Annotated in this window: 19 protein-coding genes; 11 read left to right on the top strand and 8 right to left on the bottom strand. The window is 67.4% G+C overall.

What is annotated here, in order from left to right:
- Positions 1 to 234: 234 nt before the first annotated feature.
- Positions 235 to 2,253, bottom strand: coding sequence for an acetate--CoA ligase (gene acs / locus ABIA70_RS21335; protein WP_354149591.1), 2,019 nt, complete (start codon positions 2,251 to 2,253; stop codon positions 235 to 237).
- Positions 2,254 to 2,568: 315 nt separating this feature from the next.
- Between acs and ABIA70_RS21330 the strand changes: the two genes are divergently transcribed.
- From ABIA70_RS21330 to ABIA70_RS21320, 3 genes are read left to right on the top strand one after another with little or no spacing between them, the layout of a single operon-like run.
- Positions 2,569 to 3,882: a hypothetical protein gene (locus tag ABIA70_RS21330; protein WP_354149590.1), complete on the top strand. Its 1,314-nt coding sequence runs from the start codon at positions 2,569 to 2,571 to the stop codon at positions 3,880 to 3,882.
- 8 nt (positions 3,883 to 3,890) lie between these two features.
- The gene (nth, locus tag ABIA70_RS21325) at positions 3,891 to 4,679 is read left to right on the top strand and encodes an endonuclease III (protein ID WP_354149589.1); all 789 of its coding nucleotides are present in this window, start codon (positions 3,891 to 3,893) and stop codon (positions 4,677 to 4,679) included.
- The gene (locus tag ABIA70_RS21320; RefSeq protein WP_354149588.1) at positions 4,676 to 5,353 is read left to right on the top strand and encodes an NUDIX hydrolase; all 678 of its coding nucleotides are present in this window, start codon (positions 4,676 to 4,678) and stop codon (positions 5,351 to 5,353) included. The genes nth and ABIA70_RS21320 overlap by 4 nt, the downstream gene beginning before the upstream one ends.
- Here the strand turns inward: ABIA70_RS21320 and ABIA70_RS21315 are convergent.
- Positions 5,350 to 5,553, bottom strand: a complete 204-nt coding sequence (locus ABIA70_RS21315; RefSeq protein WP_354149587.1) for a YegP family protein — start codon at positions 5,551 to 5,553, stop codon at positions 5,350 to 5,352. The two genes, ABIA70_RS21320 and ABIA70_RS21315, sit on opposite strands and share 4 nt — an antisense overlap.
- A 140-nt stretch (positions 5,554 to 5,693) precedes the next feature.
- Entirely contained in the window at positions 5,694 to 7,409 is a 1,716-nt protein-coding gene (locus ABIA70_RS21310; RefSeq protein ID WP_354149586.1) for a bifunctional 3'-5' exonuclease/DNA polymerase, read from the bottom strand.
- Positions 7,410 to 7,601: 192 nt separating this feature from the next.
- On the opposite strand from ABIA70_RS21310, the gene ssd reads away from it, so the two are divergent.
- From ssd to ABIA70_RS21275, 7 genes are all read left to right on the top strand, one after another.
- Positions 7,602 to 8,699, top strand: coding sequence for a septum site-determining protein Ssd (gene ssd, locus ABIA70_RS21305; RefSeq protein ID WP_354149592.1), 1,098 nt, complete (start codon positions 7,602 to 7,604; stop codon positions 8,697 to 8,699).
- Positions 8,696 to 10,036, top strand: a complete 1,341-nt coding sequence (locus tag ABIA70_RS21300; protein ID WP_354149585.1) for a TadA family conjugal transfer-associated ATPase — start codon at positions 8,696 to 8,698, stop codon at positions 10,034 to 10,036. Before ssd ends, ABIA70_RS21300 begins: the two co-directional genes overlap by 4 nt.
- A complete protein-coding gene (locus ABIA70_RS21295) occupies positions 10,033 to 10,944 on the top strand; it encodes a type II secretion system F family protein (RefSeq protein ID WP_354149584.1) in 912 nt (303 codons plus the stop codon). The genes ABIA70_RS21300 and ABIA70_RS21295 overlap by 4 nt, the downstream gene beginning before the upstream one ends.
- Positions 10,941 to 11,606 (top strand): type II secretion system F family protein, encoded by a 666-nt coding sequence (locus ABIA70_RS21290; protein ID WP_354149583.1) that lies wholly within the window; start codon positions 10,941 to 10,943, stop codon positions 11,604 to 11,606. Before ABIA70_RS21295 ends, ABIA70_RS21290 begins: the two co-directional genes overlap by 4 nt.
- A gap of 467 nt (positions 11,607 to 12,073) precedes the next feature.
- Positions 12,074 to 12,343 (top strand): DUF4244 domain-containing protein, encoded by a 270-nt coding sequence (locus ABIA70_RS21285; RefSeq protein WP_502917245.1) that lies wholly within the window; start codon positions 12,074 to 12,076, stop codon positions 12,341 to 12,343.
- A gap of 113 nt (positions 12,344 to 12,456) precedes the next feature.
- Positions 12,457 to 12,822, top strand: coding sequence for a TadE family type IV pilus minor pilin (locus tag ABIA70_RS21280; protein WP_354149581.1), 366 nt, complete (start codon positions 12,457 to 12,459; stop codon positions 12,820 to 12,822).
- Entirely contained in the window at positions 12,819 to 13,193 is a 375-nt protein-coding gene (locus ABIA70_RS21275) for an Rv3654c family TadE-like protein (protein WP_354149580.1), read from the top strand. Before ABIA70_RS21280 ends, ABIA70_RS21275 begins: the two co-directional genes overlap by 4 nt.
- On the opposite strand, the gene ABIA70_RS21270 is transcribed toward ABIA70_RS21275, so the two are convergent.
- Both ABIA70_RS21270 and ABIA70_RS21265 read right to left on the bottom strand, forming a co-directional pair.
- Positions 13,166 to 15,634, bottom strand: a complete 2,469-nt coding sequence (locus ABIA70_RS21270; RefSeq protein WP_354149579.1) for a DEAD/DEAH box helicase — start codon at positions 15,632 to 15,634, stop codon at positions 13,166 to 13,168. The two genes, ABIA70_RS21275 and ABIA70_RS21270, sit on opposite strands and share 28 nt — an antisense overlap.
- A gap of 51 nt (positions 15,635 to 15,685) precedes the next feature.
- Complete coding sequence (locus tag ABIA70_RS21265; protein ID WP_354149578.1) at positions 15,686 to 16,378, bottom strand: GNAT family N-acetyltransferase; 693 nt, start codon at positions 16,376 to 16,378, stop codon at positions 15,686 to 15,688.
- Between the two features lie 203 nt (positions 16,379 to 16,581).
- On the opposite strand from ABIA70_RS21265, the gene trhO reads away from it, so the two are divergent.
- Entirely contained in the window at positions 16,582 to 17,475 is an 894-nt protein-coding gene (trhO, locus tag ABIA70_RS21260) for an oxygen-dependent tRNA uridine(34) hydroxylase TrhO (RefSeq protein WP_354149577.1), read from the top strand.
- Positions 17,476 to 17,507: 32 nt separating this feature from the next.
- On the opposite strand, the gene ABIA70_RS21255 is transcribed toward trhO, so the two are convergent.
- The 3 genes from ABIA70_RS21255 to srmL all read right to left on the bottom strand — a co-directional run bounded on the left by ABIA70_RS21255 (position 17,508) and on the right by srmL (position 19,805).
- A complete protein-coding gene (locus ABIA70_RS21255) occupies positions 17,508 to 18,104 on the bottom strand; it encodes a hypothetical protein (protein WP_354149576.1) in 597 nt (198 codons plus the stop codon).
- A gap of 73 nt (positions 18,105 to 18,177) precedes the next feature.
- Positions 18,178 to 18,615, bottom strand: a complete 438-nt coding sequence (locus ABIA70_RS21250; protein WP_354149575.1) for a DUF6023 family protein — start codon at positions 18,613 to 18,615, stop codon at positions 18,178 to 18,180.
- 32 nt (positions 18,616 to 18,647) lie between these two features.
- A complete protein-coding gene (gene srmL, locus ABIA70_RS21245) occupies positions 18,648 to 19,805 on the bottom strand; it encodes a PheS-related mystery ligase SrmL (RefSeq protein WP_354149574.1) in 1,158 nt (385 codons plus the stop codon).
- Between the last annotated feature and the right edge of the window lie 58 nt (positions 19,806 to 19,863).

Here is a 19,863-nt window from a genome sequence, read left to right as displayed (position 1 = left end):
TTTGTGTTCGCTCTCGACAAGCACCACACAACACCCGGAGGTCCTCTTATTGCGTCAAATCAATCCCCGTGTCATCAACCTGCCGGGACAGTACATCTAGGGCGCACTCAACGGGAGATGTGGCAACAGACAGGGGAGGGCGGTTATCCGGAAGCGTGCGTCAAAGCGAGGTACGAGCAGCACGCGGAGGATGACCGCCCTCCCCTGTCGGAGGAGCGACTAATTTTGAAGCGACTACTTCCGCAGTGACGCCGCGATCTGGGCCATGACGGTGTTGTCGGCCAGGGTGGTGGCGTCCCCTACTTCGCGTCCTTCTGCTACGTCCTTGAGGAGGCGCCGCATGATCTTCCCGGAGCGGGTCTTCGGGAGTTCCGGGACCACGAGGATGGTCTTCGGCTTGGCAATCGGGCCGATTTCCTTGGCCACGTGGTTGCGGAGTTCGGCGATGATGGCGTCACCGGTGTCCACGGCGTCCCCGCGCAGTATGACGAATGCGACGACGGCCTGGCCGGTGGTCTCGTCCGCGGCGCCGACCACTGCTGCTTCGGCGACGGTGGGGTGGGAGACCAGGGCGGATTCGATCTCCGTGGTGGAGAGCCGGTGGCCGGAGACGTTCATGACGTCGTCCACCCGGCCCAGGAGCCAGATGTCGCCGTCCTCGTCCTTCTTGGCGCCGTCGCCGGCGAAGTACATGGTTTCAAAGCGGGACCAGTAGGTTTCCTTGAACCGTTCCGGGTCGCCCCAGATGCCGCGGAGCATGGCGGGCCAGGGTTCGCGGATCACCAGGAAGCCGCCGTGGCCGTTGGGCACGGACTCGCCCATTTCGTCCACGACGTCCACGGCGATGCCGGGCAGCGGGGTCTGGGCGGAGCCGGGCTTGGTGGCGGTGACGCCGGGCAGCGGGGCGATCATCTGCGCGCCGGTTTCGGTCTGCCACCAGGTGTCCACGATCGGGGCGGGGTGTTCCTTCTTCTCGCCGTTCTTGCCCGCGTTGGCGCCGATGACGTTCCGGTACCACATCCACGCTTCGGGGTTGATGGATTCACCCACGGAGCCGAGGACCCGGATCGAGGAGAGGTCGTACTTGTCCGGGATGTCCCGGCCCCACTTCATGAACGTGCGGATGGCGGTGGGGGCGGTGTAGAGGATGGAGACCTTGTACTTTTCGATGATCTCCCACCAGCGGCCCTGGTGCGGGGAATCCGGGGTGCCTTCGTACATGACCTGGGTGGCGCCGTTGATCAGCGGTGCGTAGGCGACGTACGAGTGGCCGGTGACCCAGCCGACGTCGGCCGTGCACCAGTACACGTCCGTCTCCGGGTGCAAATCGAACACGGCCTTGTGTGTGTAGGCGCCCTGGGTGAGGTATCCGCCGGTGGTGTGCAGGATGCCCTTGGGCTTGCCGGTGGTGCCGGAGGTGTAGAGGATGAACAGTGGGTGCTCGGAGTCATGACCGACGGCGGTGTGCTCGGCGGACGCCGCCCCGACGGTATCGTCCCACCAGTGGTCCCGGCCGTCATGCCAGTCCACGTGCTGGCCGTTGCGCTTGACCACCACGACGTTCTGCACCGTGTGGCCGCTGCCGTCTCCCACATGCGAGAGGGCGTCGTCCACGGCGGTTTTCAGGGCGCTGGGCTTGCCGCGGCGGTAGGTGCCGTCGGCGGTGACCACGAGCTTGGCTTCGGCGTCGTCGATCCGGGAGCGGAGGGCCTCGGCGGAGAAACCGCCGAACACCACGGAGTGCACAGCGCCGATCCGGGCGCATGCCAGGAGCGTGATGACCGCTTCCGGGATCATGGGCAGGTACACCGCGACGCGGTCACCCTTGGCGACGCCGAGGGATTCGAAGGCGTTCGCGGCCTTCTTCACCTCTTCAGTGAGCTGGGCGTAGGTGTAGGTGCGGGTGTCCCCGGGTTCGCCTTCGAAATAGATCGCCACCCGGTCGCCCAGGCCGTTCTCGACATGCCGGTCCAAAGCGTTGTACGCGGCGTTGACCTCGCCGCCGACGAACCACTTGGCGAACGGCGGGTTGGACCAGTCCAGGGTCTGGTCGAAATCCTTGCTCCAGGTGAGGAGTTCACGGGCCTGCCTGGCCCAGAAGGCGGGGCGGTCGGCGTCGGCCTCCGCGTAATCGGCTGCGGTGACAACGGCGTCGGCAGCGAACTCGGGGGTAGGGGCAAACGCGCGGTTTTCCTGAAGCAGGTTTTCAAAAGCGTCGTTGGATGCCGTGGCGGCGGAGCTGTTCTGGGACATGCTGAACCTCATCATTCATCGATCTTTACGGCGGCTCTGCCGTTACGGGACCGTGCCTGCCACGTACGCGGCAGGCACAGCCCGTCACGGATATTCCGCGAAGAGCTGTTCCGGAATCAACCCTAATACTTCGAGGGTGCCCGTGTGTGTGCGGTGTCACACATGTGCCCTGAACGGCATTTAATTAGCGGTGAATGGTTACCAGGGGCCGCTCCGCAGGTCCCTCCCGCCGCCGATCAGCTAGTGATCGGCCATGCTGTTGGCTAGGCTGAGTTGGAATCGTGACTTCCACGGAGCCACGCTAAGGAGAACAGAATGAACCAGCAAAGCTTCGGCCAGAAACTTGGCAACGCAGCAAGGAGCAGGTCCGGCGCCACCTCCGGAGACGGGGCAACAGCAGGAGCGCAGCGGCCGGCGCGCAGCAAGCCCGGAACCACCAACCAGGCCGTTCTGGGCCACTTCACGGTGCGGGACCTGACGGTGTTCGCCGCCACCCTGATTCTTTTGGTGGCCTCGTTGCTGCCGGTCTTCTTTGGCCGGTTCAACCTCTGGAACGCAGGCAGCCTGTTCTTCCTGGGCCTCGGCATCCTGCTGCCCCTTATAGTGACGGCCCTGTTCGTTGCACGCCGCCTCGCCCCCGCCACGAAGGTCCGCATCGGATCGCTCTCTGTTGACCAGTTCGCCTCCGTGGTGGCGTCCTTCGCGCTGGCGTTCTTCTTTGTCTCCGCGGCCGCGGCATATGTCCCCAGCCTTCTGGTTGGCCTGATCGGCTCTGTTGTCCTGTTCGCTGCGACAGTGCTGGGCCGGTTCATTCCATACTTCGCAGGGGATTTCCTGGGCCGCGACGAAACCCCGTCCCACATCGTGGCGCGTGATGCCGAAGCTCCGCTGCCGAGGCCCCACACGCCCAAGGAAGCCAAGCCTGCCGAGGGCGCTGCGGCATCCCGGCCGGGCGCTTCCGCCGAATCGCGGTCCACTGCGCCTGCCGCCTCCGCTTCCGCTGGGTCCTCTGCCGCTGCGTCCTCTGCGGGGGCAACCGCAGCGACAGCCGCCCCCGCCGCCGTCTCCTCCGCCCCGGAGGTCAACGACTGGACCGCCGCCGGCGAACCCAGCCTGGCAACGCAGGCGTCCGACGTCGTCCCCTCACCTTCACCGGCACTTGGCGCATCTGCGACGGCTCCCTCACCAACGGCCCGCTCAGCGGCGGCCCACCCAGCAACGGCCCAGGCCCCGGCGGCCCCGGAGCCTGACTCCGCCCAGGAGACGATGGCCGGCGACGTTCCGGTGGCCGCGGCCTCCGCGCGCCAGTCTGCGTCCGAGCCCGCCGCGACGGCGGTGCACCAGCAGGTGACACCCGCTCAGGTGCGGAGTGCGGAGCCCATCGGCGCCACGGTCGATCCGGCCAGCCGGCCGGAGGAAACCGACGAGCAGCCTGCGCACGAAGCCTTCTGGTTCGCTGTGGCCCAGCACCGCACAGCCGTGGATCCCCGGACGGGGGCGCCTGCCTTTGTGATCGAGCCGGGCGGCTGGGTGTTGGCACTGGAGGACCGGGGTCACGAATTCCTGGTCCAGCACACGGACGGCCGGGTGGGCGTGCTCCGCGACCTCAGCAACATCGAGCGCGGCTAGCCTCCCGCATGGCCACAGCCGAGTCCCTGCTGGCCTTGAAGCGCCGGGCGCGGCGGATCAACAGGGTTTTGGCGGAGAAGTACCCCTACGCCCACGCGGAGCTTGATTTCCGGAACCCTTTCGAGCTCCTGGTTGCCACGGTCCTTTCCGCACAGACCACAGATGTCACGGTGAACTCGATCACGCCGCTGCTGTTTTCGCGCTTCCCGGATGCCCGGCACATAGCGGAGGCAGACCCCGCCGAGCTGGAGGCCATCATCAAGCCCACCGGGTTTTTCCGGGCCAAGACCCGGAACCTGCTGGCGCTCGCCACGCGACTGGTGGACGAGTACGACGGCGTAGTCCCCGGCCGGCTTGAGGATCTGGTGACCCTGCCGGGGGTGGGGCGGAAGACGGCGAACGTGGTCCTGGGCAACGCTTTCGGCGTCCCGGGGATTACCGTGGACACCCATTTTGGCCGCTTGGCGCGGCGCTTCGGCTGGACCGAATCCGAAGACCCGGTGCAGATCGAATTCGACGTCGCCGAGCTGTTCGAACCCAAGGACTGGACCATGCTGTCCCACCGGGTGGTGTTCCACGGCCGGCGGGTGTGCCATTCCCGGAAGCCCGCGTGCGGGGCGTGCCCGGTGGCCAACTGGTGCCCCAGCTACGGGATCGGGGAAACTGATCCGGTCAAAGCGGCGAAGCTGCTGAAATATGAGCTGGCCCCAGGCAGCGAACCCCTCCTGGGGCGTTTGCTCGCCGAAACGCACCGGGCCGCGGAAATCCGGATGGAATCACAAAGGCGGCTGCCATGAGCGCACGCCAGGACCTGATCAAGCTGGTCCAACGATCGGAAAGCGGTGGCGTCACCGCCCCCAACACCAACTGGGCGGCGCTGACCGTGGACGAGACCATCGCCCGCAAGGCCGCCGTCCTCATGCTTTTCGGGGTCCTGGATGATATTCCGGCCACCTCCGGCGAACCGCTCGCCGCAGCCGATCTTGACGTCCTGCTGCTGGAACGCGCCCACACCCTGGGCTCGCACCCCGGCCAGGTCGCTTTTCCTGGCGGGACCATCGACGCAGACGAGACACCGGTTGCCGCCGCCCTGCGGGAAGCGGAGGAGGAAACGGGCCTGGACTCAGCCGGGGTGGAGGTTCTGGGCACCCTCCAGGAGCTTGGGCTCGCCCGCAGCAACTTCCTGGTGACACCGGTGCTGGGGTGGTGGGCGTCGCCGTCGCCCGTGCGCGTGGTCGACTACGGCGAATCCGCGCAGGTCTTCCGGATCCCGGTCCGTGACCTGCTGGACCCGGCCAACCGGGTGACGGCTACGGTGAGCCGGGACGGCAAAACATACAGCAGCCCCGGCTTCGCGGTTAGCGGCGTGCTCGTCTGGGGCTTCACGGGGATAATCCTGGACGGCCTCTTCGAGCAGTTGGGCTGGTCCGTACCGTGGGACCGGTCCCGTGTGCACCGGGTGGTTTTTTAAGGCCGGTGGGGCTGTGGCTGCTGGCGAAGATCGACAACAATGCCGGTGGCCGCGTTTTCGCGCAAAGCCTTGATCCCGTCTTTGAGTGCGTTGAGGTGTTTGTAATCGGGTGACACCGCCACGGTGTTCCCTTGAGAGTCTGTAAGCCTCAGCCGGTAGCAGCCGTTGCTTACACGATGAATTTCGAATTTGCCCGCCATGTGCCGGACCTCCCCTGCTTGTGCGTCTTTGCACTTGTAGCTGCGCCGTCTGCATCAGTCGCTCCATTGACTGTAACCTCGCCCGCAACGGCTCGGCCAGCTACTCCCGGGTAGGTTACTTCGCACTAACTGAGTAACTGTTACTTTGCGTTGTCGTAGGAGTCCACAACGGCGACACTGACCGGGAACTCCACAGGGATGGGGCCGAACAGGAGTTCCTTGGCCGCGCTGGCGGCGTCTTCGATGGCCCGGATGCAGGCCGCGACGCAGGCCTCAGGTGCATGCACCATCACCTCATCGTGGAGGAAGAAGACCAGCTCCGCGTTGACGGAGCCCTCGGCACGCAGGGCGCGCAACCGCCGTCGTAAGTCCGCCAGCCAGCAGGCAGCCCAGTCCGCCGCCGAGCCCTGCACCACGAAGTTGCGGGTAAAGCGGCCGCGGGAGCGGGCAATCGATTCGGCCCGGCGCTGTTCTTCGGCCGACGACGACTGCTGGCTCCGGAACCAGTTTTCCGACGGCGGCGGGCTGCTGCGTCCCAGCCTGGTGGTCACGGTGCCGCCGGCCTCGCCGTCGCGCGCGGCCTGTTCCACAAATCCGACGGCACGCGGGTAGGTCCTCGCCAGCTGGGGCATGAGGCGGCCGGATTCACCAGTGGTGGCACCGTAGATGGCGCCCAGCAGGGCCACCTTTGCCTTGGCGCGGTCGCCGCCGAAGCCCTGTGCGGCGATGCCGGCGTAAAGGTCCTTGTCCCGGGCGGCCTCCGCCATTTTTGAGTCCTGCGCCAGCGCCACCAGTACGCGGGGTTCCAGCTGGGAGGCGTCCGCGACGATGAGCTTGTGGCCGGGGGCCGCGTGCACGGCGCCGCGGATCTGGCGCGGGATCTGCAGCGCGCCGCCGCCCCGGGAGGCCCACCGTCCGGACACCACGCCGCCCACCACGTACTCGGGCTGGAAGCGTCCGTTGCTCACCCAGGCATCCAGCCAGGCCCAGCCGTTTGCCGTGTGCAGCCGGGACAGTTTCTTATAGGCGAGGAGCGGTGCAATGGCGGGGTGGCTGGATTCCTTCAGCTCCCACTGCCGTGTGCTTTTGACCTCGATGCCGTTGCGGTGCAGGGCGCGCATCACTTCCTGCGGCGAATCGGGGTTCAGCCCGGGCGAATTCAGCAGGCCCTTCAGTTCCGTGTTCAGCGCCTCCAGCTTCGCGGGGCGGTGCCCCGACGGCGGGCGCGGGCCCAGGTGTTCGGTCAGGATCTGCTCATGCAGGTCCTCACGCCAGGGGACGCCGGCGTGCTGCATCTCCGCGGCAATCATCGCGCCCGCGGATTCGGCGGCAAGCAGAAGCTGGAGCCGCTTCCGTTTGTTCTCCTCCGCGTCTACCGAGGCGAGGGCCGCCTGCTGGGCGGCATATTCGCTACGCAGATCGGCCAGGGTGAGGCGCGGCGCAGACCCCCGGGCGGGGGCGTCAAAGAGCGCGCCCTGGTCTGCCGGCGGGGGCGGCGGCTGGAGGGAACGGGGCGGCTGCTGGGGATCGTCCAGGGTGACCTTTTCGGCGTTCCGGGCGTACTCGGTGTGGGCCGTGAATTGTGAATAGGCCAGGATGTTGCTGCTCAGGCTCAGGTCATAGCAGCGTTCCAGCTCCACTCCTGCCGCCAGCAGCGCGGGGTACCAGTCTTGGGTCCGGTGCCAGATCCACCGCGGCGACGCCTCGCGCGGCCGGCTTTCCAGGTGACGCACGACGCCGGGCAGCTCGCCGCCGCTGATGAGCCGCGGCTCCGGCCGGTCAGGGTGCGGAGCGCCGGCCTGCGTAAGCTGCTGGAGGGCTGCGCCGTTGGAGTGGGCGGCGAGCAGCAGATACATAGGTCCAATTCTGCCCTGTGGCAGCGACAGTCCAGTGCGGCGGTTTGTCCACATAGGGCAGCTGCCCCCTGTTTCTCCTGCTGCGGCCCGGTGGAGAGTTGCTCCATGAGCAGGCACCAGCAACCGCCATCCCCGTCCGAGCTGCCGCCGTCCGGGCTGGCCCGCCCACCGTTACGGGTGGGCAGTGTCCCCATGTCCGGGCAGGCTCCCGGTGCCTGGCTGCCTGAGCAGCAAAGGTCCGCGGAGGTGCTGCTGGTGACCGGCTACGCCTTTCTCCAGGGCGAAGTGGAACAGATTGTCGCCGCCGCCGGGGGCCAGCTGCGCGTCGTGGAGGATGCGGCTGAGGCCGCCAAATACTGGGACTCCGCTGCAGCCGTCCTGGTGGGGAGCGATATCCGCGAGCTGCCCCCGCGCCGCCGGGCACCGGCTGTGCTGGTGGGACTGAATGGCGAAGGGGACAGTCTCTGGCATCTTGCCGCGGCCCTCGGCGCCGAGCGCGTGGCCGTGCTTCCGGACGCCGCGGCCTGGCTGGCAGAGTACCTTAGCAGATCGCGTTCGCCCGAGGCCGGCGGGCTGGTGCTCGGAATCACCGGCGGCTGCGGCGGAGCCGGTGCCACCACCGCCGCCATCTGGATCGCCCAGGCAGCGGCCGGGCTGGGTGTGCGTGTCCTGCTCGTGGACGGGGATCCCTGGGGTGGCGGCCTGGAACTGGCGCTTGCCGCTGAGGAGACTCCGGGGCTGCGCTGGCCGGACCTTGCGGACGCGAGCGGCAGCATCGATCCCGGTCAGCTCTCCGATTCCCTCCCGGTCGCCGGCGGGTTCTCGTTCCTTTCCTGGCCTGGCAGCCGCGAACGTCCGGCGTCGGTTGACGCCGCCACCACCGGCGGCGTGCTTGACGCCGCACGGCGGGGGTATGAGCTGGTGGTGGTGGACATAGGCCGCGGGGCGGAGCCGGTACATACTTTTGCGTGGGACTGCGACCGCATCCTGGTGGTCGTCCCGGCGCAGCTGAAAGCCGCTGTGGCAACGGCACGGCTGCTGCAGGAACTTCCGCCGATTGAGGCGGCCCTCCTGGTCAGGGGGAAGGCCGGCGCAGCGCTGGACAGCGGGCTGATCGCCGACGCCGTCGGGCTGCCGGTGCAGGGGCGTGTTCCGGAGCTGCGCGGGGTTGTTGCCGCCGGGGAGAACGGGCGGCTCCTTGAGCTGGGCAAACGGCGCAGTGTCAGGCATTTTGCTGCTGCGGTGCTCGACCTGTTCGACGAAGAGATACCTGTCGGGGTCCTGGCATGAGCGCGCGGCAGCCTCTTCCGGCACCGTCCGCCGGCCATCTTGCAGGTCAGCGCCGCCGCCAGGCCCGGGTCCTGGATCCCCGCGTCCTGGACTCTGCCCTGCTGGAGACGGTCCGGGAATCAGTCATGGCGGACGCGGGGCCCGTCACCGCCTCCCGCGTGGCTGCGGCAGTCCAGGCCACAGGACGGCTGCTGGGGACAGCTGGGTCGCTCGCCGCGGTGGAACGGATCAGCGCGGAGCTGAACGGGCTCGGGCCTCTCCAGGAACTGACACGGGACGTCCAGGTCACCGACATCTTCGTCAACGGCCCTGACTCAATCTGGATCGACCGGGGGAGGGGAATCGAACCGGCCGGGATCTCGTTTTCCGGTGAGGCGCAGGTGCGCGCCTTGGCATCCCGGCTCGTAGCAGCCGGCGGCCGGCGGCTGGATGACGGGTCCCCGTGCGTTGATGTCAGGCTCGAGGGCGGTTACCGTGTGCACGCGGTGCTGCCGCCCATTTCCACCGCCGGCACCTTGCTGAGCGTCCGGATCCGGCGGGAGCAGGTGTTCTCCATGGATGAGCTCCGTGAAAGTGGCATGTTCGGGACCGTCCTGCAGGACGTCCTGGAACGAGTAGTCGAGCGTCGGCTGAGCTTCCTCATCAGCGGAGCAACCGGCTCGGGCAAAACCACGTTGCTGTCCACCCTGCTGGGGCTGTGCTCCCAGGCCGAACGGCTCGTCCTCATAGAAGATGCTTCGGAACTGAACCCCGTCCATCCGCACATTGTGTCCCTGGAGTCCCGCCACGGGAACCTGGAAGGCGGCGGCGAAGTGGATCTGGGCGAGCTCGTCCGGCAGGCGCTTCGCATGCGGCCGGACAGGCTGGTGGTGGGGGAATGCCGCGGCGCCGAGGTCCGGGAACTCCTGACGGCGATGAATACAGGCCACACCGGCGGCGGGGGAACCATCCACGCGAACGCGGCCACCTCCGTCCCTGCCCGGCTGACTGCCCTGGGTGCTTTGGCTGGCCTGGGTTCGGACGCCGTCCGGCTTCAGGCGGCCAGCGCCCTCGATCTGGTGATCCATGTGGAGCGGTCCCGGGTGGGGCGACGCGTCGCCTGCGTGGGCCTGGTGCAGGACTGTCCCGGCGGGCTTTCTGTCGTGCCGGCCTTGGAAAGCGTACGGGGCGGGCTCAGCGCCGGGCCCGGCTGGAAGGCGCTGTGCAGGCGGCTGGGGATGTCCCCCGAATTGGGCGCTGCTCGTTTGGACTCCGCTGGTTTGGGTGCTGCTGGTTTGCACGCTGCTGGTGTGGACTCCGCTGGTTGCGACGCTGTCGGGCGGGACGGTGGCGTGTGAGCGTTCTGCTGGCCGCCCTTCTCGTGCTCGCGGCAGTCCTGCTCTTCCGGCCGCCGGGCGGGGCGGCGGGCCGTTTCCGGAGAGCAGTGGGAATAACAGAACCGGGCCGCGCCACTGCGGGCCGTCTCAGGCATGGGCTGTCGGGCAGGGGCAGCGGCACTCCGGGTGGCGTCGCTGTGGGACGGGTCAGCCGGAGCGCCCGTTCAGCGCGCCGCACCGGTCAGGAGCAGGCCGGCCTCTCGTTAACCTTGTTGGTTCAGCAGCTGGCCGCCTTGCTGAAGGGCGGGCGTACTCCGGCGCGGCTCTGGGACGAACTTTGGCTGGTCCACGCTGGCCGCCCTGAATCCGGCTCCGACGGACCGGGGCCTGCCGCCCGGGTGCGGGAATGCGCGGCCAAGTCCGCCGGCCGGTCAGGGTCCTGGCGAGCCGGCGCCAGCCTGGGTCCGGGGTCGCTGGCGATGCTCGCTGCCGTCAGGGCAGCCGCGTTCCGGGGGTCGCCGGTGGCCGCGGCGATCAGGAATTCCGTCCAGGCTGCTTTCCCGCGTTACGACGGCAGGGAACCGCGCATCTGGTGTGAGCTTGCCGCATGCTTTGACATTGCCGAAGCGAGCGGCTGTCCCCTCGCCGATGTGCTGGCGCGGTTCGCTGCGCAACTCGAGGTGGAGGACGACGCCGAGGCTGCGCGGCAGACGGCCCTTGCCGGACCAAAAGCGACCGTCAGCCTCCTGACCTGGCTTCCGCTGATGGGTCTGGGCCTGGGAATGGCCCTGGGGGTGGATCCGCTGGCCATCCTGGTGGGGACGCCGCTGGGCGTCGCGGCATTAGGCGCCGGAGTAGCGCTGACAGTCGCCGGAAGGATCTGGTCTGCCCGTCTGGTCCGGACAGCCGCCGGGGAGGGACCTGCATGACCGGGACATGGTGGCCCGGGCTCGCACTCATCGTGGTTTTGGCTGCCACCGCATGGTTGGCCTTTTCGGCACCCGGCCGGGTGAGGCTGCGGTTGCTCCGCCTTCGCGGGCAGCAAGGCCACGTGCGCGGGCCGGACGGGTATCCCGGCGCCGGTCTCGACGGCAGGGGAGCGGACGGCCGCCGACGGAGTGCAGGCGCACCGGCAGCGCACGGCAGCCAACATTTCGGATTGCATGACCCAGCCATGATGCTGGAACTCGTAGCCGCAATGCTGGATGCAGGTTCAGGGATCGGCCGCTCCCTTGAACTCGTTGCCGCTTCGGCCTCCCCCGACTACGGCAAGGCGTTGCGGCCAGTGGTCTCGGCGCTCGCAATTGGAGCCGACTGGGAGACGGCATGGCGAAGTTCCGAGGTGCGGTTTCCAGAAATCCTGGAGTTGCGGGACGCGTTGGGGTTTGCAGCCCTGACAGGTGCGCCATCTTCGGCGATCCTCTATGCACAGGCCGCCAGGCTCCGCAGGGAAAGATTCCGGGCTGCTGAAAAGCGGGCGGCGTCACTCGGAGTGAAGCTCGTCATTCCGCTGGGGCTGTGCTCCCTGCCGGCCTTCATCTGCCTGGGGGTAGTCCCGGTCCTCCTGGCCCTGGTGCCCTCCGGGTCCTAAGGGGTCGCGATGCCTGGCAAGCGAGGTCACTTCGCCCGTTGTCTGTCTTCCTCCCAGGGAGGCGTCGTATCGAGCGCCGGGGCGTTGATTCCGTACTTGCGCTGAATGGCCTGACGGATACGCCTCTCGGCCCCGGCGGTCAAAGCGTAGTTCCACTGCACTGAATCAGCGGTGATGCGTGGCCGGGGTTTCTCTTCGTCCTTTCCTCCACATCCGGACGATTTGCCCGGTTTTCCACTTATCGAATGCGGGCCCTTACAGGCGGTGGCCGGGCCGGGAAGAGTCGGATCAGCCGGCAACTCAGCCGGAACACAGAGGGGAACACCATGACCATCGTCAACCGAATTTGCACATGCCACTCCCAGTCGCAGCTAACGCTCGCAGGAATGAGCGCGGGATTATCGGGCCCGGGCGCATCACCTGCGGATCCAACCAGCGTCCCATCAACCAGCACCCGGTCAACCAGCATCCGGTCAACCAGCACCGAGCCTGGTCAGATGGCGCAGCCGACCGGCGGAGAAGGCAGCAACGTGGTGGAGATTCACGCCGTTGCGGACAGGGCCGGGAAGCGCAGCCATTGGCTCCCGGCGTCAGAGGCCGGCATGGCCACGGCAGAGTATGCCATCGCAACGCTCGCCGCTGTGGGCTTTGCCGGCCTGCTGGTCTTCATCCTCCGCAGCGATGAAGTACGCGGGTTCCTGCTGACCCTGATCCGCACGGCGCTGGCCCTGCCATGAGTTGGGCGCCGGCAGCGCCGCCTGCGGATCGTCGCCGTCAAGCCCGGCGCGGCTCAACTTCGGTTGACCGGTCCGGCAGGGGCAGCCGTGGACCGGGGAATGCCCGCGGCGCAGTGACGGCCGAGTTGGCGGTGGCACTGCCGGCGGTCCTTCTGCTCCTGGCACTGCTATTGGCCGGAGCCGCCGGCGGTGTTACCCAGCTCAGGCTGGAGGAAGCCGCCCGTGCCGGTGCCAGGGCCCTGGCACGTGGTGAGGACCCTGCTGCAGTGGACGGGATCGTCAGGACCCTGGCCGGGGCATCCTCCACCGCGTCCGTTGCGGCCGACGGCGAGTGGCTCAGTGTCACTGTTGCTGACAGGGTGGGTGGCCCGCTGGGGGCCACCGTTCCCTGGACGCTGACGGCCAAGGCCACCACGCGCAGCGAAAAGCCGGCAACGGGCTCACCTCCGGCCCCATCGTTGGTGGAGGCAGGGACATGAACAGCAGGGATGTGAACAGCAGGTTCGCGGACCATCCGGACCGAGGCTCGGGAACCGTTCTGGCTGCCGGACTGGCGCTGGTTGTCATCATGGCCATGGTCCTGATGCTGCTTCTGGCACAGTCCGCGGTGATGGCCAGCAGGGCAGCTGCAGCGGCGGACCTCGCCGCCCTTGCCGCGGCCGATGCCCTGCGGGGCCTCACCTCGGGGGAGCCCTGCGCGGTTGCGGCTGCGGTGGCGGCACGCCACGATGCTGCGCTCGTGAGCTGCAGCGAGGGGGCAGGCCAGACCATGGAGGTGCGCACTGAGCTGACCGCCCGGACCTTGCTCGGTACCGCCAGCGGTCAGGCCCGGGCCGGACCGCCGCCCTGAGTGAGTCCTGTGGGGTGGAGGAGTTCCGTGCCCTGCCAGGGTTCAGTGCCCTGGAAGGATTTTGCGCCATGGAAAGGGTTTGTGCCGGGAGGGGGCAGTTCGCTCGCATCCTTGAGGAGGACATTGATGAGCGTGATGGCCGCAGCCTTGTCCAGCGGATTGTTCTTGTTCCCGCATTTGGGGGACTGGACGCAGGACGGGCAGCCGGATTCGCACTCACAGGCTTTGATGGCGTCCCTCGTGGCGGTCAGCCACACCTTGGCCTTGTCGAATCCGCGTTCGGCGAATCCCGCACCGCCGGGGTGCCCGTCATAGACGAAGATGGTGGGCACACCCGTGTCTGCATGGATGGCAGTGGACACTCCGCCGATGTCCCAGCGGTCGCTGGAAGCCACCAGCGGCAGCAGGCCGATCGCTGCGTGCTCAGCTGCATGGAGAGCGCCGGGAAACTCCGCCTCGATGAGTCCGGCACCGGTCAGCGAACGGTTCTCCACCACGAACCAGACAGCCTTGGTGAAAAGGTCGCGGGCGCCCAGTTCCAGCGGCTCCTCTCCGAGGATTTCGTTCGAAATCAGGGCCTTGCGCTGAAAGGAAACCACCTGTGTTGTCACTTTTACGTCACCGAAGTGCACCGCAACGTCGCCCCACTGCGCTGCCCGCTCCGTTTCGAGGACCTCGATCTGGGTCACGTCCCGTGCCGTGGTGTAGTAGTCGGGATTGGCCCGCCGGACCACCACGCAGTGGTCATCCTCGTTCAGGTCCTCCACTACGTAACTGTCACCCTGATGGACGTAGACCGCCCCGGTGTGTGCCTGGTAGTGCGTCTGGGGCGAGTCCATGGTTCCGAGCAGGGAGCCTGTATCCGCGTCGACGATGCTCACCGGTCCGCCGCCGTCGGCCCTCAGGTTCACCATGGCCGCAGCGCTCTGGGAGTGTGTCCAGAACCAGCCCGCCGGCCGGCGCCGCAGGTAGCCCTGTTCAACCAACTGCCCCAGCAGCTTCTCGGCGGTGCCGCCGAAAAGGCCAAGCTCCGCCGGTCCCAACGGCAGTTCCGCTGCGGCCGCACAGAGATGTGGACCGAGCACGTACGGATTGGACGGATCAAATACCGTCGCCTCGACCGAGACGTCGAAGATTGCCTCAGGATGATTCACCAGGTAGGTGTCCAGCGGATCATCGCTGGCCACAAAAGCCGCAATGGCGTCCTGTCCTGCGCGACCCGCCCTGCCGATCTGCTGAAAGAGCGACGCCCTGGTGCCCGGCCAACCGGCGACGAGGACGGCGTCCAGTCCGGAAATGTCGATCCCCAGCTCCAGGGCTGAGGTGCTCGAGACCCCGAGCAGTTCGCCGGATCTCAGCGATTTCTCCAGCGCCCGCCGCTCCTCCGGGAGGTAGCCGGAGCGGTAGGCGGCCACACGCTGGGGAAGGCTCGGATCCACCTCGTCCAGGAGGCGTTTGGTGATGGACGAGATCGTCTCCGCACCGCGCCTGGATTTGATGAAGGCGATTGTCCGGATCCTGGACGAGACCAGGTTGGCCAGCAGATCGGCCGTTTCCGCGACGGCGGTGCGGCGTTGTGGCGCCCCGTTCTCGCCCTTAAGGTCCATGAGCGCCGGCTCCCAGAAAGCCACCGTCGTGGATCCGTGCGGCGAGCAGTCCTCGGCGACAGCCCGGACAGGTGCGCCGATCAGCCGTCCGAAGGACGTGCCCGGCTCTGAAGCGGTTGCGGAGGCGGCGATAAACACCGGCCCGGGATGGGAGGTTCCGGCACCGTAGTACGAACAGATCCGGCGCAGCCTGCGCATGAGGTTGGCAACATGGGAGCCGAACACTCCGCGGTAGCTGTGGGCTTCATCCACAATTACGTACCGCAGCCGCCTGAAGAAGCCTGCCCACCACGCATGGTTGGGAAGAATGCCGAAATGGAGCATGTCCGGATTGGCGAGGATGAAATTGGCGTGGTCTCGGATCCAGCGGCGCGACGCGGGATCCGTGTCGCCGTCGTAGGTCTCGGCACGGACGGTGGGCAGCTTCAAAGACCGGATCGCGGCGAGCTGGTCCGCGGCGAGGGCTTTGGTCGGCGAAAGATAGAGGGTCACTGCGCCGTCGTCGTGGATCTTGCCCGGTTCGGCCAGGACACGGAGTTCGGAGCGGTGGATGGCGTCAATTGCCGGCAGCTGGTAGGCGAGGGATTTTCCCGAGGCAGTGCCGGTGGCAATCACCACATGCTCGCCGCCGTGGGCGAGGTTCGCGGCCTGGATCTGGTGCCGGTAGGGCTCATGAATGCCCAGCGAGCCGTAGGCGGACACCAGATCCGGGTGGGCCCACTCCGGCCAGGGCTCGTGGACCGCCTTGCGCGCGGGAATCGTGCGGACATGACGCAGCTGCTCCGGGTCCGGGCCGCGGCCCAGCAAGGGAATCAGGGAGTCATGGGGGTTCACCCCAACATTCTTTCACCCACGGAAAAATCGGCCAGCGGAACCGGCCGCGAATCAGCCCACGGAGAGGTCGGTGCCCTCATTGGAGGTGGAGAGCATCAGGACCCGGCAGACCGTGGACCAGCCGAGGTGGGAGTACAGTTTCTGGCCGTCAAGGGAAGCCAGCAACAGGCCGTTCTCCACATCCGGGCCGATGGCCTGGGCCGCCAGCGCCTTCATGATAAAGCTGCCCAGGCCACGGCGCTGGAACTGGGGCTCGGTGACGATCTTGTCGAACACAGCCGTTCCGTCCACGACGAAGACCCTTCCGCTGGCTGCCACGGTGTCCCCGGAACGGACCACGGCATGGTGGACGCCGTCGAGTTCTGAGGTAACCAGTTGAAGCTCATCGTCTGAGAGCCAGGGATCTTCGGTGTCCTGGGTTTCCATGTCCACGATCATCATGGCCTGCGAAGCGGACGTGACGTTCAGGGCGTGCTTTTCGGCCAGCTGCCTGTACCGGAGGACGTCGTTGGTCAGGATGGTCAGCACCCTGGTGGGGGCTTCAGCGGTCTTCGCGGCCAGTGCTGCGAACTCGGCGTCGGACGGGTCGTGGGCGAAGTATTCCCAGTCCCCGGTGGTGTCGGCCCGCAGTGCTGCGGGGAAGCGGCCTTCAACTGAGGTCTGGTAGCCGCGGCAACCGGCCCAACCGGCTACCCAGACTTCAAGAAGGTTCGTGATGTTTCCAACCAAGGCGTCCGGACTCATGTGATGAGGGTATTCCAGCCCCGTCACAAGTAACAGGGGTTACGTACCCGGATCTGAGTTGCTTATGCAATTGTGATGAGTGCGGTGGGAGCGGACGGACGGGTCCCCGGCGCCACTCCCCACAGCCGGCCCGGCCCGGCCGCCCAGCAGTGCCAGGCACCACGAACAGTTCCGGTGCCGGCAAAGCCAGTACCCTTAAATACGTGGCTTTGAACCGAATTGTGCTTTTTTACGGCTTTACCCCCATTGCTGACCCGGACGCGGTGCGGCTCTGGCAGCGTGCCCTCTGCGAAAAACTCGGGCTGACCGGGCGCATCCTGATCTCCAAGGACGGCATCAACGCCACTGTGGGCGGAGAGATCGGGGCGGTCAAGCAGTACGTCAAAACCACCCGCGAATATAAGGGCTTCCACGGCATCGACGTGAAGTGGTCCGCCGGCGGCGCAGAGGACTTCCCCCGGCTCAGCGTCAAGGTCCGGGACGAGATCGTCTCCTTCGGCGCCCCCGGTGAACTCAAGGTCGACGGGAACGGTGTGGTGGGCGGCGGCACCCACCTCAAGCCCGAAGAGCTCCATGAACTCGTGGACGCCCGTAAACAGGCGGGCGAAGACGTGGTGTTTTTCGACGGCCGCAACGCCTTTGAGGCCCAGATCGGCAAGTTCAAGGACGCGATCGTCCCGGATGTGGCCACAACCCACGACTTCATCAAGGAACTCGACTCCGGCAAGTACGACTCCCTCAAGGACAAGCCGGTGGTCACCTACTGCACCGGCGGAATCCGCTGCGAGGTGCTGTCCAGCCTGATGGTCAACCGCGGCTTCAAGCAGGTTTACCAGCTCGACGGCGGCATCGTCCGCTACGGCGAGACCTTCAAGGACCACGGTCTCTGGGAGGGCTCGCTCTACGTCTTCGACAAGCGCATGCACCTGGAATTCAGCGAGGACGCCAAGACCATCGGCGAGTGTGTCCGCTGCGCCGCACCCACCAGCAAGTTCGAGAACTGCTCAAACCCCAGCTGCCGGACACTGACGCTGTACTGTGCCGAGTGCGCGGCCAGCCCCGAGACGCTGCGCTGCCCCGAAGGCTGCGCCGCCTAAGGGGTCCAGATAACAAGCCCCCTCAGCGGGTATCAGGAACGGATGATCCGGTAGGCGAAGTTGGCGGCGGACGATGCCTCCACCCGGAAGGTCAGGGCGGACTCATCCGCCAGGTAGATCACGTTTTCGCGCCTTGATCCACAGCGCAGGCTGAGGTTCACCAGGGTGGCCTCAGCGTTGCGGACGGTAAAGTTCACCCGCCGCTGACTCCGGCAGGCCAACGCCAGGACGTAGGTTCCCTCGGGCAGGACCGCTGTTGCCCCGTTATGGATTTCCAGTGCCTGCAACAGTCCGAAGCCCCGGTGCACCACCTCCGGCCCCCCGCCCATCTGGGACTCTTGAAGCCAGTCCTCCAGGTGGGCCTCGTCAACGGGATCGTCCCGCCACCACTCCGGGGACGGTGCCGCCTGGGTGGCCGGGGGCGCCGCGGTGGCGTCCTGGCCCGGCCGCCAGCCGTCGTCGTACATGTATTCACACCCGGCCAGCGCACCGCCGGCCACCAGGGCGCCGGTTGTCCAAAGTGCGACGGCGGCCCTCGCCCGGGTGCGCGGAGGCAGCTTCCGGGGCGGGCGGTGGCCCGGAAGAGATACTGCATGTGGGAGCATAAACGCCCCCTGCAGTGCGGCCATCTTCCGACTGTAGGCCCGTTCGGGGCGTCAGGCCAGAGTTGCATGCCCCCTACCCGAGGGCAGGCGTCCGGAGCTATTCCGCCGTCGCCAGCCGGTAGGCGTAAATCAGGGGCGCGTCCAGGCTGGAGGCGCTGAACTCCAGCGGTGCGGCCTCCCGGAGGGTGAGCTTCACGGACTCCTTCGTGCCGTTGCAGGCCGCACCGAGGTCGGCCAGTTCCTTCCCTGCCGACCGCACTGCGAGGAACGCCTTGCCGCCTCCCTCGCAGACCAAGGTCAGGGTGTAGGAGCCTGCAGGCACGTTCGCCGTCCGCTCCACCGCCTTGGCGTTCAGGATCTTGCCGGCGTCCTCGGCCACGATGCCGCTGGCTGAGGGCAACGCTGTTGCTTTCCAGGACGGCACATCCGCGTTCTCAACGGATACCTGGGCGCTGCACGCGGACATGGCCAGCAGGGCGGCGGCGGCAGCCACCCCGGAGAGGGCGCGCGGGAGGGAAAGAGGATGGAAAGCCATGCCTCCAACCTACCCGCCGGACAACCCCGTGTTCAGCCGGCGATGAGCTCCAGCACCTCCCCACGGTGCAGCGCCACGTACACCCTGTCCCGCAACACGTTGGCCTCGCGGTCGGTCAGCGTCCGGTCCAGCGGCTGCAGCACCAGCCGCAGCAGCACGTTCACCTGCCCGGCACGTATCCGCAGGCGTTCGACGGCGGACGGCGGCAGCTCCGCCGTCGGCGTCACGGCTTTGACCTCCAGCGCCGCCAGGACGTCCGCGTCTGCCCCCAGGGCGGTGCGGGCCAGGTCGCCGAGGAGCTCGACGTCGGCATCGGTTTCGGAGTCCAGCACCAGGGAGAGGTCACGACGGATTTCCGGCATGGCGGAGACAGGACGGTACGGTTCCAGGTCCAGCATCTGGGACTGGACGTCCGGATTCCGCGACCGGAGGAGGCGGATGTCGGTGATGCCCTTGCGCAGCATCAGCGCCCGGTCCAGGCCCATCCCCAGTGCCAGGCCGGCCCAGCGTCTTGGATCCATGCCGGACCCGCGCAGGACCGTGGCGGCCACCAGTCCGCACTCGGCCAGTTCCAGCCACTCGCGTCGTCCGTCCGGCTGCGTCACCAGGACGTCCAGTTGCCTGCCGGCGGCTGTGTAACTGTGCCGGGCCGGGGTTGAGCGCCATTCCAGGTCCGGATGCACGGCTGAGGGGAGGACCGCCTCCACGACCGCCGCCATCATCGCGTCGAGATCCGGCGGGCCCAGCAGTCCGCGGGCCTTCAGCCGCCACAGATCCACCTGGTGCGGTGCGCCCACATGGGTGCGGTCGATCGCATCGCGGCGGTACACCAGGCCTGGCAGCACATGCAGTTCGTCGTAGCGGCCCAGCTCCCCGCGGAGCGAGTCCAGCAGCGCCGGAATGCCGGCGGACGTGTGGCTGCGGAGCATGACAGTGGGGCTCACGTGGCGGGAATAGCGCGAATCCCGGGTGACGTCGTCGGGCGAGTATCCCAGCCGGTCGTAGTTGTCAGCGGTGGCCACGAGCGGGTTGAGCCGGTGCGTCCGGGACGGCACGCCCCAGAGCCGTTCCAGCCCGGCCACCACATCGGCCAGGAGCAGCTGCATGGCGTGCGGGCCGGCGCCGGGATCGGACAGGTCTCTGAGCGAGAGCGCGGCGTTGAGTTGGATGAGGGAAAGATAAGTCTTCATGTCAGGGGTCCTTTGATGCATCAGATAGGGGAGGGGAAGTTCACCCTCAACCGCTGAG

Source organism: Arthrobacter sp. 754, from assembly GCF_040548695.1.
Taxonomy (GTDB): Bacteria; Actinomycetota; Actinomycetes; order Actinomycetales; family Micrococcaceae; genus Arthrobacter.
This window is presented reverse-complemented; position numbering and strand designations above follow the sequence as displayed.